The sequence below is a fragment of the Flavobacterium sp. genome (genome assembly GCF_031363805.1).
Taxonomy (GTDB): domain Bacteria; phylum Bacteroidota; class Bacteroidia; order Flavobacteriales; family Flavobacteriaceae; genus Flavobacterium.
This window is the reverse complement of the sequence record NZ_JANLVD010000060.1, coordinates 1-3,414: the sequence shown is the minus strand read 5'-3', so window position 1 is coordinate 3,414 and position 3,414 is coordinate 1. Positions and strand designations below refer to the sequence as shown.

Annotated in this window: 5 protein-coding genes; all 5 read left to right on the top strand. The window is 31.8% G+C overall.

Annotated features, from left to right (window positions below; translation table 11 throughout):
• Positions 1-361, top strand: a 361-nt coding sequence (locus RMN92_RS03555; protein WP_309608087.1) for a rhodanese-like domain-containing protein, incomplete at its 5' end; no start/stop codon positions are given.
• A 1-nt stretch (position 362) separates the two neighbouring features.
• A complete protein-coding gene (locus RMN92_RS03550; protein WP_309608086.1) occupies positions 363-698 on the top strand; it encodes an arsenosugar biosynthesis-associated peroxidase-like protein in 336 nt (111 codons plus the stop codon).
• A 64-nt stretch (positions 699-762) separates the two neighbouring features.
• Positions 763-1,818: an arsenosugar biosynthesis radical SAM (seleno)protein ArsS gene (gene arsS / locus RMN92_RS03545; RefSeq protein WP_309608085.1), complete on the top strand. Its 1,056-nt coding sequence runs from the start codon at positions 763-765 to the stop codon at positions 1,816-1,818.
• A gap of 3 nt (positions 1,819-1,821) precedes the next feature.
• Positions 1,822-2,424, top strand: a complete 603-nt coding sequence (locus tag RMN92_RS03540; RefSeq protein WP_309608084.1) for a TIGR04282 family arsenosugar biosynthesis glycosyltransferase — start codon at positions 1,822-1,824, stop codon at positions 2,422-2,424.
• An 89-nt stretch (positions 2,425-2,513) separates the two neighbouring features.
• On the top strand, positions 2,514-3,326 hold the full coding sequence (locus RMN92_RS03535) for a purine-nucleoside phosphorylase (RefSeq protein WP_309608083.1): 813 nt from the start codon (positions 2,514-2,516) through the stop codon (positions 3,324-3,326).
• The last annotated feature ends 88 nt before the right edge of the window (positions 3,327-3,414 follow it).

Here is a 3,414-nt window from a genome sequence, read left to right as displayed (position 1 = left end):
AAAAAATATCATTATTTTAGATGCTAGAGAAAAAAATGAATTTGAAGTTAGTCACTTAAAAAACGCAAATTTTGTAGGTTATAATAATTTTAATTCAAAAAAAATAATACAAGATTACAAAAACCAAGATGCTACCATTGTCGTATATTGTTCGATTGGTATTCGGAGTGAAAAAATAGGAGAGAAATTACTCAAATTAGGTTACAAAAATGTATACAATCTTTATGGCGGTATTTTTGAATGGAAAAATCAAAATCAAGAAGTTGTAGATTCTGAACAAAAACCGACAGAAAATGTTCACGCATTTTCAAAAGAATGGAGTGAATATCTTTTGAAAGGAAATAAAATAATAACAAAATAAAATGGAAAAAACATACTACGATCCAGCCGACTTAAAAAAATTTGGAAAAATATCAGATTGGAATGCCGAATTAGGTTCAAAATTTTTTGAATATTATGGTAAAGTTTTTGAAGAAGGAAGCTTGACAGCTCGAGAAAAATCATTAATCGCTTTGGCAGTATCGCACACGGTACAATGTCCGTATTGCATCGATGCATACACAGGCGACGGTTTGCAACGTGGTATAACCAAAGAAGAAATGATGGAAGCTGTTCATGTGGCAGCCGCCATTCGTGGTGGAGCCACACTAGTTCATAGCGTTCAAATGATGAATAAATATGATAAATTATCCATGTAAAATTGATAACTTTTAAGGTAAATCTGATTTTACGTTATTGATTAATTCCACTATTTTTGAAAATATGTTATTAAAATCCTTACATGCAAGACACAATGAACTCTCACAAACAGAGAAACAACTAGAAATTCTATCCAACGGAATTTTTAAAAACGGTTCATTGCCCACTTTTGCTGCTAAAATAAAACAATCCAATCAGTTTCCGCTACGTCCATCAAAAATTGAAATTCTTCAAATAAATGTAGGTTATATGTGCAATCAAGTATGTGCACATTGCCATGTAGATGCTGGTCCAGATCGAAAAGAAATCATGACTCTGGAAACCATGCAACAATGTTTGGATGTTATTAAAAACACAAATGTTCACACACTAGATTTAACTGGTGGTGCTCCAGAAATGAATCCGAATTTCCGTTGGTTTGTTGAAGAAGCATCAAAACTGGGTGTTCAAGATTTTATTGTTCGTTCGAACTTGACCATCATTTTAGCCAACAAAAAACACAACGATTTGCCCGAATTTTTCGCAAAACATAATATACATGTTGTATCATCTTTACCTTATTATAAAAGAGAAAAAACCGACAAACAACGGGGTGATGGTGTTTTCGATAAATCTATAAAAGCATTGCAGATGCTCAATGAAGTAGGTTATGGAAAAGAAGGAAACCATTTAAAACTTGACTTGGTTTATAATCCTTCAGGAGCATTTTTGCCAACAGATCAAAAAGCTTTGGAAAATGATTTCAAAAAATCATTAAAAGAAGATTTCAACATAGATTTTCACAATCTTTTTGCCATTACCAATTTGCCAATTTCTCGTTTTTTAGATTATTTGATAGCTTCCGATAATTACGAAGATTATATGTATGCCTTGGTGGAAGCTTACAATCCAAAAGCGGTTCAAAACGTAATGTGTACCAATACGATATCAGTAAGTTACGATGGATTTTTATATGATTGCGATTTCAATCAAATGCTTGGATTGAAAGTAGCCTCAACTGAAAATCATATTTCTCAGTTTAACGAAGAGAATTTGACCAACCGAGATATTATCATTTCTCAACATTGCTATGGTTGCACGGCTGGAGCAGGAAGCAGTTGTCAAGGAGCAGTAGCTTAATTTATGGAAGATAATTTAATACTCATATTTACAAGAAATCCTGAGTTAGGCAAAGTAAAAACACGTTTGGCAGCTTCCATTGGCAATGAAAAAACTCTAGAAATCTATAAATTTCTATTGCAACATACACAAGAAATTGCATCAAATGTTGAAGCGTCGCGTCGGGTTTTGTATTCAGAAGAAATCATTAAAAATGATATTTGGGATAACAATTTATATCAAAAAGCATTACAATCTGGAATTGATTTGGGCGAAAAAATGAAGAATGCTTTCGCTGATGGTTTTGAAAACGGCTTTAAAAAAATTGTCATTATTGGAACAGATTTACACGATTTGGAGATATCAGATATTGAAATAGCATTCCATGAACTCGAAAATAATGATGTTGTTATTGGACCAGCTGAAGATGGTGGTTATTATTTACTAGGTTTAAAAAATATTCCAGCAAACATTTTTTCAAATAAAAGATGGAGTACAGAAACAGTTTTAAAGGATACTTTAAATGATCTTAAGAACTATAAAGTGCATTTATTAGACACAAAAAACGATATTGATACTATTGATGATATAAAGAATATAGAAGTTTTTCAGAAATATTTAGTTTAGATTTAAAGATTGAAGGATTGAAGGATTGAAGGATTAGAGGATTGAAGATTGAATAATTGAAGGATTGAAAGATTAAAAAAGCAGATAAAATGACATTACAAACATTACAACAAACTACCGATTTTTTAATCCAAAAAGGTTTTCACAATCCAGAATATGGCATTGTGCTTGGAACAGGATTAGGACAATTGGTGAATCATATACAAATTGAAAAAGAGATTAATTATTCCGAAATTCCAAATTTTCCTGTTTCAACAGTAGAGTTTCATTCTGGAAAATTAATTTATGGAACTTTAGAAAATAAAAAAGTAATTGTCATGCAAGGCCGTTTTCATTTGTATGAAGGATATTCATTGCAAGAAATTACATTTCCTATTTGGGTTTTAAAGGCATTAGGAATTCAAACTTTATTAATTTCAAACGCCTCTGGTGCCATTAATTTAAACTTCAAAAAAGGCGAACTAATGTTGGTGGAAGATCACATCAATCTGCAAGGCGGATCACCATTGGCATTCAAAAATGTATCTGATTTTGGCGAACGTTTTACCGACATGTGCGAACCTTATGATTTAAATTTACGAAAAAAAATTATTGCGATTGCATCAAAAAACAATATCATTTTGCATAGAGGAATTTATGCAGCAGTTGTTGGACCTCAATTGGAAACCAAAGCTGAGTACAAATATCTAAAAATAATTGGTGCCGATGCTGTTGGTATGAGTACCGTTCCAGAAGTTATTGTTGCCAATCATTTGAATCTACCAGTTTTGGCAATTTCTGTTTTGACAGATGAATGTGATCCTGAAAATTTGAAACCAGTGAATATTCCTGAAATTATATCTTTAGCCGGTCAGGCTGAGCCCAAAATGATTACCATTTTTAAAGAATTACTTAAGACTTAAACTTTATTATTACAAAAATATATTATGAGTTACCTAAACGCAACCAATGATTTATACAAACAAGCAGCATTAACTCCCGATGTTGGAT